Genomic DNA, 12924 nt, shown 5'->3' with positions numbered 1-12924 from the left:
CCGCTCGCGCGGCCCCGTCGGTGGGTCGTAGCGATGCCTAGAGGGCTCGGCGGCGGGGTTCGGCCTCGGCCGGGTGGTGCAGGCGTCGCTCCTTCTCCAGTCGCTTGCGGATGCGGTAGCGCTTGAGGCTGGAGATGTAGTCGACGAAGAGCTTGCCGTCGAGGTGATCGATCTCGTGCTGGATGCAGGTCGCGAGCAGACCCTCGGCCTCCAGCTCGAAGGGCGCGCCGTCGCGATCGAGCGCCGCGGCGCGCACCCAGGCGGCGCGCGTCACGGGTTCTTGGAAGCCGGGTACCGACAGGCACCCCTCCTCCATCTCGGCCGCGCCGCCCTTGGCGATGATCTCGGGGTTGATCAGACAGAGCGGTGCGTTCTTCTGCTCGGAGACGTCGATGACGACGATGCGCTGCGCGATGCCGACCTGGGTCGCCGCCAGGCCGATGCCGGGGGCCTCGTACATGGTCTCCAGCATGTCGTCGACGATGCGTCGTACGCGCTCGTCGACGATCGCCACCGGCTTGGCCTGGTTGCGCAGCCGTGGATCGGGAAAGGTCAGGATATCGAGTATGGCCATGGGCTTGATGTGCAGTGGAACCCAGGTTGATCTGTGGGCTAATATGGCATGGTACACCCCAGTATGGGGGCGGGTGAATCCTCTTTCGAATAGCCGGAGTGCTGATGGCCGCGAGACCCCGATCGTATCCGCGAGGAGGGATCCTCCTCGGTCTGGCCTTGTCGCTCTTCGCGGCCGGCGCTGCCGCCGAGGTGCCCCTCAAACCCGACCACCCGACCCGTTATGTCGTGCGCCATGGGGATACCCTCTGGGACATCGCCGGGCGCTTCCTCCACGAGCCCTGGCGCTGGGGCGAGATCTGGCAGGCGAATCCGGACATCGGTGACCCGGACCTGATCTATCCGGGCGACGTCCTGGTCCTGACCTGGGTCGACGGCGAGCCGCGGATCGGCCGCGCGGGCGGCGGGATGCGCACCGTCAAGCTGACGCCGCGGGTCCGGGTCGAGGCCCTCGATCGGGCGATCCCCGTCGTCCCCGCCAATGTCATCGCGCCCTTCCTGTCCCAAGCCTACGTCCTCGACAAGGTCGAGATGGACGCAGCGCCCTACGTCGTCGGCTTCCCGGAGGAGCACATCGTCGCCGGGCTCGCGGACTCCATCTACGTGCGCACGATCGCGACGGGCGAGGTCGATAGCTTCGACATCATCCGTCCCGGCCCGGCCTACGTCGATCCGGACACCGAGGAGGTCCTCGGCTACGAGGCCGCCTATGTCGCCAACGCCGAGCTCGAGCGCCCCGGCGATCCGGCGCGGCTGCGGATCGAGCGCTCCGAGGTCGAGGTCGCGGTCGGCGACCGGCTGATCCCGGCCAACGAATCCGAGCCCCTGCGGCGGCTCGAGCCGCGGGCCGCCCCGTCCGGGCTGCGCGGGCGCATCATCGGGGTCCTCAACGGGGTCACCCAGATCGGCCAGTACAATGTGGTCGTGCTCAACCGGGGCAGTGCGGACGGGGTGGCCTCCGGCCATGTCTTCGCCGTCTATCAGGGGGGCGAGGAGCGCCCCGACGACGTCAAGGGCGGGCTCGCCGACTGGCGCAACTGGCGCGACGAGTCCCCGCTGAACGCCGAGTTCTGGTACGACAAGTATCGCGTCGTCGACTGGCACGACGGACGCCCGGGCGAGGACACCCCGGTGCCGCCCCATGTCGTCGCGCGCAAGCCGGTGGCGACCTATGTCGCCCCCTACGAGCGCTCTGGTCTCCTGCTGGTCTTTCGCGCCTTCCCGCGGGTCAGTTTCGCCCTCGTGATGGATGCCCAGCGGCCGATGAAGGTCCTCGACAGCGTCGGCGCGCCGGAGACCTGAGTGGCGCGCCCCGGGCGGCCGGGCGCGAGCGGGGATCCACGCTGTCCCTGGCTGGTCCTCGCGGCCGCCCCCGGCGTCGGCCCCAAGACGCTGGAGCGCCTGGCGGCGCGATTCGGCGGCGCACCCGAGATCGTCGCCGCCGGCGCAGCCGCGTTGGCCGAGTCCGGCCTGTCCGCGGCCGCCTGCGAGGCCATCGTGCACCCGGATCGCGCCGCGCTCGCCGCCGCGCTCGCCTGGGCCGACGGCGAGGGCGCGCACCTGCTCACGCGAGAGGATCCCGGCTACCCGCCCCAACTCGCCGAGATCCCCGATGCCCCGCTGGTCCTGTACGTGCGCGGCGACCTCGCGGTGCTCGGCGATCCTCAGCTCGCGATCGTCGGCAGTCGTACGCCGACGCCGCAGGGGCTCGAGGCGACCCGCGAGTTCGCCGCGGCGCTCGCCGCCCGGGGCCTGACGATCACCAGCGGCCTGGCCGCCGGCGTCGATGGCGCCGCCCACGAGGGTGCCTTGGCGGCCGGGCGCACGATCGCGGTCCTCGGCACCGGGCCGGATCGCGTCTACCCAGCCGTGCACCGCGAACTCGCCCACCGGATCGCTGCCAACGGGGCGCTGGTCAGCGAGTACCCGCCCGGGGTCGGGCCGCGCCCGGCCCACTTCCCGCGACGCAACCGCTTGATCGCCGGCCTGAGCCTCGGCACCCTGGTCACGGAGGCGGCCGAGCGCAGCGGCTCGCTGATCACGGCGCGCCTGGCCGCCGAGCAGGGCCGCGAGGTCTTCGCCGTGCCCGGCTCGATCCGCAACCCGCGCGCCCGCGGCTGTCATCTGCTGATCCGTCAGGGGGCGAAGCTGGTCGAGACGGCTGACGACATCCTGGTCGAGCTTGCCCCCCTGCTGCGCGGGATCCTGGCCTCGGCCTCGTCGGCGATTGCCGCGGGGCCGGAATCGGAGCCGGCCGATGAGCTCGACGAGGACTATCGGCAGTTGCTCGAGTGCATGGGCTACGATCCGGTCGCGCCCGATGAGCTCATCGCCCGCAGCGGCCTGCCGGCCGCGTCGGTCTCCTCGATGCTCTTGTTGCTCGAATTGCAGGGTTATGTATCATCTTGCCCCGGTGGCCGCTATTGCCGCGATACTGGGCGCGCTGTGGCGCCGGCCCAAGATTCTTGAAAGCGCCGGTCGAGGTCGGCGTCCGCGCGAGCTGGGGATCGGGCACGCGATGCATCGCGCGCACGGTGTCGTAGCGAGGTTGTCTGAATGTATGAAAACATGTTCGACGTATTGATCTACCTCTACGAAAACTACATGGACGGCGAGAGCCACCCACCCGTCGACCAGGGTGAACTGGAGGACGAGCTGTCCCAGGCCGGCTTCACTCAAGACGAGATCCGCAAGGCCCTGCGCTGGCTCGACGACCTGGCCGACGGGTCGCACTGGTCGCCGTATCTGACGCTGCAAGACAGCTCGATGCGGATCTACACGGAGATGGAGGCGGCCAAGCTCGATCTGGAGGCGCGCGGGCTGCTCCTGTTCCTCGAGCAGACCGGGATCCTGGATCCGGCGAGCCGCGAATTGGTCATCGAACGGGCGCTGGCCATCGAGCAGGCCATCGTGACCCTCGACGAGCTCAAATGGGTCGTGCTGCTGGTCCTGATGAACCGTCCGGGCCGTGAAGACGCCTTCAGCCAGATGGAGAGCCTGATCTACAGCGAGGCGCCTGTCTATCTGCACTGATGGTCGCCGGCAGGGGTGAGGAACGGACCTCGCTCGTTTCCCCGATTCTCATCGCCGCAAGCGACCCCCCTGCGCGTCGAGAGCGCATCAGAACCGTTGGTCGGGCTGGCCCCCGGCGTCGCCCAACGGCCGGCAACGCGGTGCCCGCCGAGGCCGCTGTCGGGTTACGGCGCGCGCTGGGCTGTGCGTTCACAGCGACCGCCGTGCCAGCGCGCCTCACCCGACCTACGGGCCGTGCCGGTCTTCGCCGGGGCCGTAGGTCGGGTCAGCCCTCAGGGCGTAACCCGACGGCCGGCAACGCAGTGCCTGCGGAGGCCGCTGTCGGGTTACGGCGCGCACGGGCCTTTCTGCTCGGCGACCGCCGTGCCAGCGCGCCTCACCCGACCTACGGGCCGTGCCGGTCTTCGCCTGGGCCGTAGGTCGGGTTAGCCCCTCGGGGCGTAACCCGACGGCCGGCAACGCGGTGTCCGCGGAGGCCCATGTCGGGTCACGGCGCGCGCTGGGCTGTTCGTTCACAGCGACCGCCGTGCCAGCGCGCCTCACCCGACCTACGGGTCGTGCCGGTCTTCGCCGGGGCCGTAGGTCGGGTTAGCCCTCAGGGCGTAACCCGACGGCTGGCAACGCGGTACCCGCCGAGGCCGCTGTCGGGTTACGGCGCGCATCGGCCTGTTCGTTCGCAGCGCCCCCCCGTGCCGCGCGCCCCACGAGCAGGCCGGCTTGGCGGCACGCGGGACGATGAGACGGCGTGTTTCACGTCAATCCGACGCGATCCCCATCCATCGGGGGTCGAATCCTGCCTAGCGCCGCCAGGGCTCGAGGATCTTGCGCGCCGCGGCGCGCCCCTTCTCGGTCAGTTCCAGCATGTCGCCGTCCTGGACGATTAGGCCCTGGGCGAGGCTGCGGGCGACGATCCGGCTGGCCTTCGCATCATCCCAAGAGAGGTGCTCGCGTAGCGCCGAGGTCACGCATTCCTCGCAGCGCTCCGGGCCGGCCTCGTGGTTGTAGAGGTGCACTGCCAGCGTCCGGCACTCGTTGTGGCGGCGCCGCCCGCGGCGCCGCAGTTCGCCGGCGATCAGACCATGGCGCGGTCCGAGCAGGAAGGCGAGGACGAGGAAGACCCCGGTGAGGGTCGCCATCATCCCGCCGATCGACACGTTCCAGGCGACCGCGAGGAAGTAGCCGGCGATCGTCGAGGCGGCCGAGATCGCGACGCCGTAGATCAACATCCGGCCCAACCGGTCGGTCAGCAGGTAGGCCGCCGACGGCGGCACGATGACGAAGGCGACGAAGAGGATCACGCCGACCGCATCGAAGGCGGCGACGGCCGTGGCGCTGGTGAGCGTCAGCAGCGCATAGAAGAGGACGCCGGGGGCGAACCCCAGGGCCTTGGCGAGGCCGGCGTCGAAGCTGGTGAGCTTGAGCTCCTTGTAGAAGACGACGACGAAGAGCAGGTTGACGAGGGTCATCGCGCCCATCGCGATGAGCGAACGCGGCACCGGGTAGCCGGCGATCGGCACCGTGTCGAGCCAGACGAAGCCGATCTCGCCAAGCAGGACCGTGTGCTGGTCGATGTGCACGTCGCGCGCGTAGAGGTTCAGCAGCAGGACGCCGATCGAGAACAGGACCGGAAAGACCAGTCCGATCGCGGCGTCGTTCTTGACGCGTCGGGTCGCGACCAGGAGTTCGGTCAGGACCACGGTCAGGACGCCGGCCAGGGCCGCGCCGAGGATCTGCACCGGGCCGCTCACCTGGTGGGTGAGCAGCCACACGACGACGATGCCGAGGACGATCGAGTGGCTGATCGCGTCGGAGAGCATGCTGTTGCCGCGCAGCACGAGGAAGGTGCCGAGCAGGGTCGCGGCGACCCCGACCAGGGTGCCGGTCAGGACGATCATCAGTGCCGTGTTGTCGAAGAAGGCCTGCACGTCAGTCGGCCCCGCGCCGCGATGGGCCGTCGAGGCCCCGCTCGGCCTCGGCGAGACCGGCCGCCGTCAACTGCCAATGCAGCGTCGTCTCCGGGGGGTGGGAGACGGCGCGGACCAGGCCGCGCGACTCCAGCCGGCGCAGCACGCGGCCCATCGCGCCGCCGTAATAGGCCTCGATCGTGCCCTGCTCGGACGGGTAGGCCGGGTCCTCGTGCGCCTCGGCGAGGCGGTGGAGGGTGGCCAGGACCTGGGCGGTGCGCACCTGTCGGCGGTTGCGCCAGTGCCGCGCCATCTCCCAGAGGAGGCCGCGCTCGGGCGCGAGCAGCAGTGAAACCAGGACGATCAGCGAGACGCTCAGGACGATCAAGGGGCCGGTCGCCAGGCCGCTCCCGGCGGCGCTGAGCACGGCCCCCGTGATGCCGCCGACCACGCCGAACGCGGCGGCGAGCAGGACCATGCCCTCGAGGCGGCGGCTCCATTGGCGCGCGGCGACGGCCGGGGCGACGATCATCGCCGCCATCAGGACGACCCCGACCATCTGCAGGCCGACGACGACCGCGAGCGCGATCATCATCGTCAGCAGCACCTCCAGGACGACCACCGGTAGGCCGAGCGAGGCGGCGAAGAGGGGATCGAAGCAGACCAGCTTCAGCTCCTTCCAGAGCAGGATCACGAGCGCGAGGGCCACGGCCGTGATCGCGCCCATGACCGGCAGATCGCCGCGCAGGATGGCTGCCGCCTGGCCGAAGAGGAAGGAGTCCAGGCCGGCCTGGGCGGCGCCGCCAGTGCCCTGGATGCGGGTCAGCAGGACGGTGCCGAGTGCGAAGAAGACGCTCAGCACGACGCCGAGGCCCGCATCCGTCTTGAGGCGGCTCTTGCGGGTCAACAGCAGCATCAGCAGCGCGGCCGCCGTGCCGCTGGCCAGCGCGCCGAGCAGGATGCTCCCGAGTTCGCGCGCGCCGGCGACCAGGAAGCCGAGGCAGATGCCGGGCAGGGCGGCGTGCGACAGGGCGTCGCCGAGCAGGCTCTGGCGGCGCAGCACCGCGAAGCTGCCGAGGACGCCGCTCGCGACGCCGAGCAGGCCGGCGCCCAGGACGACGGTCTGGATCGTGTAGTCCGAGAGCAGGTCGAGCGGTGTCACCGCACGCCCCCCGCCGACGGCGCTGGGCCGAGGAGCGCCTCGGGGTCGAGCAGCGCGATCTGCCCGCCGTAGGCGCGGCGCAGGTGCTCGGCCGTGTAGACCTCGGCGACGGGCCCTTGGGCGATGACCCGCACGTTGAGGATCAGCAGCCAATCGAAATAGGTGCGCACCGTCTGCAGGTCGTGGTGGACGACGATGACGGTCTTGCCCGCGTCGCGCAGCCGCCGCAGGATCTCGACGATGGCCCGCTCGGTCGTCGCATCGACCCCGGCCATCGGCTCGTCGAGGAAATAGACATCGGCCTGCTGCACGAGCGCCCGCGCGAGGAAGGCGCGCTGCTGCTGGCCGCCCGAGAGTTGGCTGATCTGGCGCCCGGCGAGGTCGCGCAGGCCGACCAGATCGAGCGCCTCGAGGGCCTTGGCGCGCTCGGTGCGGCCCGGCCAGCGCAACCAGCCGAGCTGGCCGTAGAGGCCCATCGTGACCAGGTCGAGGACGGTGGTCGGAAAGTCCCAGTCGACGCTGGAGCGTTGCGGCACATAGCCGACGCGGCGGCGTTGCGCCCGATAGGGTCGGCCGTGGATGCGGATGTGCCCGGCGGCCGGCCTGACCAAACCGAGTACCGCCTTGATCAGGGTGCTCTTGCCGGCGCCGTTGGGGCCGACGATCGCGGCCATGACGCCGGGCGGGATGTCGAGGTCGATGTCCCAGAGCACCGGGTCGCCGTGGTAGCTGACGGTGAGGTCCTCGACATGCAGGGCCAGGCGTGGCTCGTGCAGCTCGCCGTCGCGCGCCGGCCCCGGCCCGGGGGCGCCGAGGATGGCCCTCAGCCTGGCGGCCAGCGATGGGCTCGCTCGCCGGTCGTCTCGGTGGGCGACGGGCGGTTCAGGATTCGGCTTCGTCATCGGCGATGCCCCAGCGTTCGGCCCAGTCGTGCAGCGCCGCCGGCAGCGGCGGCAACCGGCCGCCGAGCGCCTCGACGATGTGGGTCGTGTTCTCGTGGATCATGCCGACGTAGGTGCCGCCGGCGGTGCCGTCCTCGCCCATCGCGTCCGAATAGAGCTGCCCGCCGATGCGCACCGCCTGGCCCTGGTCGGCGGCCGCCTCGATCACCGCCTGGATCGTGCGCGGGTTGATCGTGGTCTCGACGAAGACCGCCGGCACCTGGCGCTCGGCGATGAGCCCGGCCATCCGGCGGATGTCGGCGATGCCGGCCTGGGACTCGGTGCTGGTGCCCTGGATGCCGATGACCTCGATCCCGTACGCGCGGCCGAGGTAGTTGAAGGCATCGTGGGCCGTGATCAGGACGCGCTGCCCGGTCGGGATCGTCTCGATCGCCTCCGCGACCCAGGTGTGCAGCGCCGCGAGCTGGGCCATCGAGGCGTCGGCGCGGGCGCGGATGTCGGCCGCGCAGTCCGGGCGCTGCTCGCCGAGCAGGGCGGCGATGCGCGGCACCGTCCGCGACCACAGACGCACGTCCATCCACAGGTGCGGATCCACGCCATAGGCCCCGCCGACCTCGATCAGATCATCGCGCGCGACCGCCGCCTCGGCGACCGCGAGCGTCGGCTTCAGCCGCGCGAACCGCGCGAGGACGTCGCCGAGCTGCCCCTCCAACGCATAGCCCGCGTAGAGGATGACGTCGGCGCGCTGGAGCCGCTGCACGTCACGGGCGCTCGCCCGATAGAGGTGCGGGTCGACACCCGGCCCCATCAGGGTCGTCGTGCGCACGCAGGGGCCGCCGACCTGCTCGACCAGATCGCCGAGCATGCCGATGGTCACGACCACCTCGAGCGGCGCTGCGCCCGGCTCGTCGCGGGCACCGGCCTGACTGGCGGCGAGCAGGGCGATGAGCGCCCACAGGAGCGCCGAGATGGTCAGGGTGGGGATGCGGTACCTCATGGCAGCCTCCGGGACCCGAGGGTTTCGGGTCGTTGGAATTGTCGTATCCCGGGCATGGTAAGAGAAGTCCGGTCGGAATCAACCGCAATCCTTAGGGTAAGGGCCGAGGGCGGGTAACCATCCTCCACCGCCGACCCCGTTCGGACACGCCTTCGCCATCTTGCCGGGTGCCGGACCCTGTCCGCCCTTCGTCGGGGAACCGCGGGCCGGCGCGATCGAGTGCGACGCGGAGGCTGGGCGGTGCATACCCTGCGCCGGACTGGCCAAGGCCGATGGTGGGCGCTGCATTCGTCGCCTCGTGTACCCGCGGGGGTGCCGCCCGGCGTCGATGCCCCTTGACTCCCAGGATCCGGATCGTATCTCCTAGTGCGCCTTGTCAGCCGTCCCAGCGTGAAGATGAACCTCGTAGTCGTCGAATCCCCCGCGAAGGCCAAGACCATCAAGAAGTACCTCGGACCCGATTTCGAGGTGGTCGCCTCCTATGGCCACGTCCGCGATCTGGTGCCCAAGGAGGGCGCCGTGGATCCGGCGCAGGGCTTCAAGATGCAGTATCAGGTCATCGAGCGCAACGAGAAGCACGTCCAGACCATCGCCAAGCGCCTCAAGCAGGCCGATGCCCTGTATCTGGCGACCGACCCGGACCGCGAAGGCGAGGCCATCTCCTGGCACCTCTACGAACTGCTGCGCGGCCGCCGCCAACTTGGCGAAAAGCCCGTGCATCGGGTCGTCTTCCACGAGATCACCAAGCGCGCGATCCAGGAGGCCGTCGCCCATCCGCGCGGCCTGTCGGTCGATCTGGTCAACGCCCAGCAGGCGCGCCGCGCGCTCGACTACCTGGTCGGCTTCAACCTCTCGCCGCTGCTGTGGAAGAAGGTCCGCCGCGGCCTCTCGGCCGGGCGCGTGCAGAGCCCGGCGCTGCGCCTGATCGTCGAGCGCGAGCAGGAGATCGAGGCCTTCATCCGGCGCGAATACTGGACGATCGAGGCCGACGCCGCCAAGGACGCGTCCAAGAGGGACGCCAAGCCCTTCACGGCCAAGCTGGTCGAGTTCGCCGGCGAGAAGGTCGAGCAGTTCACGATCACCGACGAGGCGCGCGCCGGCGAGGTCACGCGGACCCTGGAGCAGTCGGCGGGCGGCAAGCTCCGCGTCGAGTCCGTCGAGCGCAAGCAGCGCAAGCGCCAGCCCGCGCCGCCCTTCATCACCTCGACGCTGCAACAGGAGGCCGCGCGCAAGCTCGGGTTCACCGCCCAGCGCACGATGCGCGTCGCCCAGCAGCTCTATGAAGGGATCGACGTCGGCGGCGAGAGCGTCGGGCTGATCAGCTACATGCGTACCGACTCGGTGAGCCTCGCCGGGGAGGCGCTGGCCGATATCCGCGGCTATGTCGCCGAGCGCTATGGTGAGGATCACCTGCCGCCGCAGCCGCGCCAGTACAAGACGAAGGCGAAGAACGCCCAGGAGGCGCACGAGGCGATCCGTCCGACCTCGATCCGTCGTGAGCCGACGGCGCTCAAGGGTCACCTGAGCAACGACCAGTTCCGCCTCTACGAGCTGATCTGGAAACGCACGCTCGCCTGCCAGATGGCCAATGCCCTGATCAACACGGTCTCGATCAACCTCTCGGCCGGGGCCGGCAACATCTTCCGCGCGACCGGCTCGACGGTCGCCGAGCCGGGCTTCATGCGCGTCTATCTGGAAGGCCGCGACGACGAAGGCGGGGCCGATGACGACGAGGAGCGCATGTTGCCGCCGCTCGCCGAGGGCGACCTCGTCGACCTGCTCGCGATCCGCCCCGAGCAGCACTTTACCGAGCCGCCGCCGCGCTACAGCGAGGCGTCGCTGGTCAAGGCGCTCGAGGAGTACGGCATCGGCCGGCCCTCGACCTATGCGAGCATCATCTCGACGCTGCAGGAGCGCGAGTACGTGCGCCTGGAGAAGAAGCGCTTCCACCCGACCGACGTCGGCCGCGTCGTCAATCGCTTCCTCACCGAATACTTCGCCTCCTACGTCGACTACGACTTCACGGCCAGGCTCGAAGATGACCTCGATGCGGTCTCGCGCGGCGAGGGGGAGTGGATCCCGCTGCTCGAGCAGTTCTGGCAGCCGTTCAAGCAGCGCATCGACGACACCGAGGTCAACGTCAAGCGCAGCGACGTCACTCAGGAGCGCACCGACGAGCCCTGCCCCAAGTGCGGCGCGCCCCTGTCGATCCGCCTCGGGCGCCACGGCCGCTTCATCGGCTGTACCAACTTCCCGACCTGCGACTACACGCGCGACCTCGGTGACGGCAAGGCCGAGCCCGAGGCCCCCGAGGTCGTCGAGGGCCGCGCCTGTCCCAAGTGCGGTTCGCCGCTGCATGTCAAGCGCGGCAAGTACGGGCGCTTCGTCGGGTGCAGCGCCTATCCGGAGTGCAAGCACATCGAGCCGCTGGAGCGCCCCGAGGATACGGGCGTCACCTGCCCGAAGTGCGGCAAGGGGACCCTGCAGAAGAAGAAGTCGCGGCGCGGCAAGGTCTTCTATTCCTGCTCGACCTATCCCAAGTGCGACTATGCGATCTGGAACGAGCCGATCGCGCAGGCCTGCCCGGACTGCGGCTGGCCGATCCTGACCCGCAAGGTGACCCGCGGCAAGGGCGAGGAACTGGTCTGCCCGCAGAAGCAGTGCGGCTACAGCGCGCCGTTGGAGGCCGGCGAGGGCCCGGACGGGGCGGCCGGCGAGCCGCGGCCGGCGGTGTCCACCGACCCGGCCTCCAAGCGGCGCCGGAACGTGCGGGCCAAGGACGAGGCGGCGGGCTGATGCCCGACTGCGCGGACCCTCGCCGATGAGCCCGCACCGCATCCGCCGCGCGGCCGCGGTCATCGCCGCGGGTGGCGTCCTTGCCTATCCGACCGAGGCCGTCTACGGCCTCGGCTGCGACCCGCGCGATGCGGCGGCCGTCTCGCGACTGCTCGCGCTCAAGCGTCGGTCGGTGACGAAGGGCCTGATCCTGATCGCTGCCGACTTCGTCCAGCTCGAGCCCTACGTGCACCGCCTCGCCCAGGCGCGGATGGACGAGATCCTCGCCTCCTGGCCTGGGCCGAACACCTGGCTCCTGCCGGCGCGTGTCGAGACGCCCGGCTGGCTGACCGGCGAGCACACGACGCTCGCGGTGCGGGTCACGGCCCATCCGATCGCCGCGGCCCTCTGTCGGTGCTTCGGTGGCGCCATCGTCTCGACCAGCGCGAACCTGAGCGACCGGCGCCCGGCGCGCACCGCGCTTGAGGTGCGCCGACGGCTTGCCGGCGCGCCGGACATGATCCTCGTAGGGGACTGCGGCGGGGCCGAGCGGCCCTCGCGCATCCGCGACGGGGCGACCGGGCGCACCCTGCGTCTCTGAGCCCGGCGCGCCGGGGAGCGACCCGGCCGCCCAGGCGGCCGCGCTGGGGTGCGGTAGCGACCCTATTTTGAGAACAGGGAGCGGACCCAGGCGACCGTCTTCGCCTGGGCGTCCCTGGCCCACGGCGGCTGGGGCCAGTTCCAGCCGATGATGATGCCGATGGCGAGGATGATGAGGGCAGAGAACATAGCGATACCGTCCTGAGGTGGTGATGGCCTTCGGCCGGAGATTCCGATCGCCCGGGGCGTTGGCGCCGTAGGGCGCGCTCGATCGGCGCCCCGGACGACCAGCGTGCGGGTGGCGGGCAAGCGCGGTCGCAGCCGTCCCGGAATTCCCGCAGATTCTTACATACTAATCGGGTTCGCCCCGGCGGACCAGGCATGGCCCGTAGCTTGGGTGAGGCGCGCCGGCACGGCGGTCGCCGAGGGGGAACAGGCCAGCGCGCGCGCCGTAACCCGACAGCGGTCTCGGCGGGGTTTGCGTCGCCGGCCGTCGGGTTACGCCCCCGAGGGGCTAACCCGACCTACGGCCCCGGCGCAGACCGGCGCGGCCCGTAGTCGGGTGAGGCGCGCCGGCACGGCGGTCGCCGAGGGGGAACAGGCCGGCGCGCGCCGTAACCCGATAGCTGTCTCGCTGGCTGCGGCGTTCCCGGCCGTCGGGTTACGCCCCGCGGGCTCGCCCGACCTACGGCCCCGGCGCAGATGGGCACGGCCGAAACGGCGAGATGCGGCGCGAGCAGCCCAAGATCCGGCAATTGCGTTCAACCAGGTCATGGCGATCCAGATCGAACTCCTCGTGCTGCTGATCGTCGCCAACGGCGCGCCGATCCTGCTCGACAACCTCCTCGGGTCGCGGTTGCGCTGGCCCCTCGACGGCGGGCGCGTGCTGCGCGATGGGCGGCGGCTGTTCGGGGATTCGGTGACGGTGCGCGGGGTCGTCGGCGCCGTCGTGCTCGCGGCGGGCGGGGCGGCGCTGCT

12 protein-coding genes are annotated in these 12924 nt (G+C 70.8%); 6 read left to right on the top strand and 6 right to left on the bottom strand.

The genetic code is table 11. The features are described from left to right. Positions 1-37: 37 nt before the first annotated feature. Complete coding sequence (gene def / locus CKO41_RS09220; RefSeq protein ID WP_200255168.1) at positions 38-574, bottom strand: peptide deformylase; 537 nt, start codon at positions 572-574, stop codon at positions 38-40. Between the two features lie 104 nt (positions 575-678). Here def and CKO41_RS09215 point away from each other — a divergent pair, with 104 nt between their 5' ends. The 3 genes from CKO41_RS09215 to CKO41_RS09205 all read left to right on the top strand — a co-directional run bounded on the left by CKO41_RS09215 (position 679) and on the right by CKO41_RS09205 (position 3606). Continuing rightward, positions 679-1875 carry a LysM peptidoglycan-binding domain-containing protein gene (locus tag CKO41_RS09215; RefSeq protein ID WP_200255170.1) on the top strand — a complete coding sequence of 399 codons (1197 nt, stop codon included), beginning with the start codon at positions 679-681 and terminating at the stop codon, positions 1873-1875. Beyond that, on the top strand, positions 1876-3042 hold the full coding sequence (gene dprA / locus CKO41_RS09210) for a DNA-processing protein DprA (RefSeq protein WP_200381911.1): 1167 nt from the start codon (positions 1876-1878) through the stop codon (positions 3040-3042). It begins immediately after the preceding gene. Between the two features lie 87 nt (positions 3043-3129). Continuing rightward, the gene (locus tag CKO41_RS09205) at positions 3130-3606 is read left to right on the top strand and encodes a Smg family protein (RefSeq protein WP_274607591.1); all 477 of its coding nucleotides are present in this window, start codon (positions 3130-3132) and stop codon (positions 3604-3606) included. 797 nt (positions 3607-4403) lie between these two features. Here CKO41_RS09205 and CKO41_RS09200 read toward each other — a convergent pair. From CKO41_RS09200 to CKO41_RS09185, 4 genes are read right to left on the bottom strand one after another with little or no spacing between them, the layout of a single operon-like run. After that, a complete protein-coding gene (locus tag CKO41_RS09200) occupies positions 4404-5531 on the bottom strand; it encodes a metal ABC transporter permease (protein ID WP_200253624.1) in 1128 nt (375 codons plus the stop codon). 1 nt (position 5532) lies between these two features. Further along, on the bottom strand, positions 5533-6672 hold the full coding sequence (locus tag CKO41_RS09195) for a metal ABC transporter permease (RefSeq protein WP_200381908.1): 1140 nt from the start codon (positions 6670-6672) through the stop codon (positions 5533-5535). Beyond that, entirely contained in the window at positions 6669-7574 is a 906-nt protein-coding gene (locus tag CKO41_RS09190) for a metal ABC transporter ATP-binding protein (protein ID WP_242464176.1), read from the bottom strand. Before CKO41_RS09190 ends, CKO41_RS09195 begins: the two co-directional genes overlap by 4 nt. After that, positions 7555-8571 carry a metal ABC transporter solute-binding protein, Zn/Mn family gene (locus CKO41_RS09185; RefSeq protein ID WP_200253620.1) on the bottom strand — a complete coding sequence of 339 codons (1017 nt, stop codon included), beginning with the start codon at positions 8569-8571 and terminating at the stop codon, positions 7555-7557. Before CKO41_RS09185 ends, CKO41_RS09190 begins: the two co-directional genes overlap by 20 nt. Before the next feature lie 396 nt (positions 8572-8967). Between CKO41_RS09185 and topA the strand changes: the two genes are divergently transcribed. Further along, entirely contained in the window at positions 8968-11367 is a 2400-nt protein-coding gene (topA, locus tag CKO41_RS09180; protein WP_200381906.1) for a type I DNA topoisomerase, read from the top strand. Positions 11368-11392: 25 nt separating this feature from the next. Beyond that, the gene (gene tsaC / locus CKO41_RS09175; protein WP_200253618.1) at positions 11393-11947 is read left to right on the top strand and encodes an L-threonylcarbamoyladenylate synthase type 1 TsaC; all 555 of its coding nucleotides are present in this window, start codon (positions 11393-11395) and stop codon (positions 11945-11947) included. 62 nt (positions 11948-12009) lie between these two features. Here the strand turns inward: tsaC and CKO41_RS18915 are convergent, their stop codons facing one another. Further along, complete coding sequence (locus tag CKO41_RS18915; RefSeq protein ID WP_274607590.1) at positions 12010-12135, bottom strand: hypothetical protein; 126 nt, start codon at positions 12133-12135, stop codon at positions 12010-12012. Between the two features lie 583 nt (positions 12136-12718). Between CKO41_RS18915 and CKO41_RS09170 the strand changes: the two genes are divergently transcribed. Then, positions 12719-12924 (top strand): CDP-archaeol synthase (locus CKO41_RS09170; protein WP_200381904.1); only part of this gene is annotated, 206 nt, incomplete at its 3' end.

The organism is Thiococcus pfennigii (genome assembly GCF_016583835.1).
Taxonomy (GTDB): Bacteria; Pseudomonadota; Gammaproteobacteria; order Chromatiales; family Chromatiaceae; genus Thiococcus; species Thiococcus pfennigii.
Note: the sequence above shows the minus strand (reverse complement) of the source record. Positions and strands in the feature narration are given on the sequence as shown.

Excerpts from the sequence above, each read along its gene's own strand:
- def (WP_200255168.1), bottom strand. The coding sequence starts at position 574 with ATGGCCATACTCGATATCCTGACCTTTCCCGATCCACGGCTGCGCAAC.
- CKO41_RS09215 (WP_200255170.1), top strand. The coding sequence starts at position 679 with ATGGCCGCGAGACCCCGATCGTATCCGCGAGGAGGGATCCTCCTCGGT.
- CKO41_RS09205 (WP_274607591.1), top strand. The coding sequence starts at position 3,130 with ATGTATGAAAACATGTTCGACGTATTGATCTACCTCTACGAAAACTAC.
- CKO41_RS09190 (WP_242464176.1), bottom strand. The coding sequence starts at position 7,574 with ATGACGAAGCCGAATCCTGAACCGCCCGTCGCCCACCGAGACGACCGG.
- CKO41_RS09185 (WP_200253620.1), bottom strand. The coding sequence starts at position 8,571 with ATGAGGTACCGCATCCCCACCCTGACCATCTCGGCGCTCCTGTGGGCG.
- topA (WP_200381906.1), top strand. The coding sequence starts at position 8,968 with ATGAACCTCGTAGTCGTCGAATCCCCCGCGAAGGCCAAGACCATCAAG.
- tsaC (WP_200253618.1), top strand. The coding sequence starts at position 11,393 with ATGAGCCCGCACCGCATCCGCCGCGCGGCCGCGGTCATCGCCGCGGGT.
- CKO41_RS18915 (WP_274607590.1), bottom strand. The coding sequence starts at position 12,135 with ATGTTCTCTGCCCTCATCATCCTCGCCATCGGCATCATCATCGGCTGG.